The following is a 311-nucleotide window of genomic DNA, read 5'->3' as shown; positions in this document are numbered from 1 at the left end:
ATGCCGGGTTGCCCACTGCGCAGAACCTCCACTCGGCCTCTCGAGGGGGCGGTGCATCAAGATCAAAAGCTGCAGGCGAGCTAACGCTCGGCCTGTTGAGTGGTGARGAGCRTGCGTACACCCTCTCCCCCCTGTAGGAGCTGTCGAGTGAAACGAGGCTGCGATCTTTTGATCTTGCTGTGGCTGTGGCTGTGGCTTTTGATTTTGATCTGTTGCCCCTTTCCCAGAGGCCGAACGCAGGCGTTGCGCAGGGGGCACCGCGGCAAGGATGCCGCGGTAGCCGCCCCCGGCCATGGATGGCCGATGGCGGC

This window comes from Pseudomonas sp. Root329 (assembly GCF_001424925.1).
In the GTDB taxonomy this organism is placed as follows: domain Bacteria; phylum Pseudomonadota; class Gammaproteobacteria; order Pseudomonadales; family Pseudomonadaceae; genus Aquipseudomonas; species Aquipseudomonas arabinosi.
The sequence above is the reverse complement of the archived record's forward strand: the minus strand, read 5'-3'. Positions refer to the sequence as shown.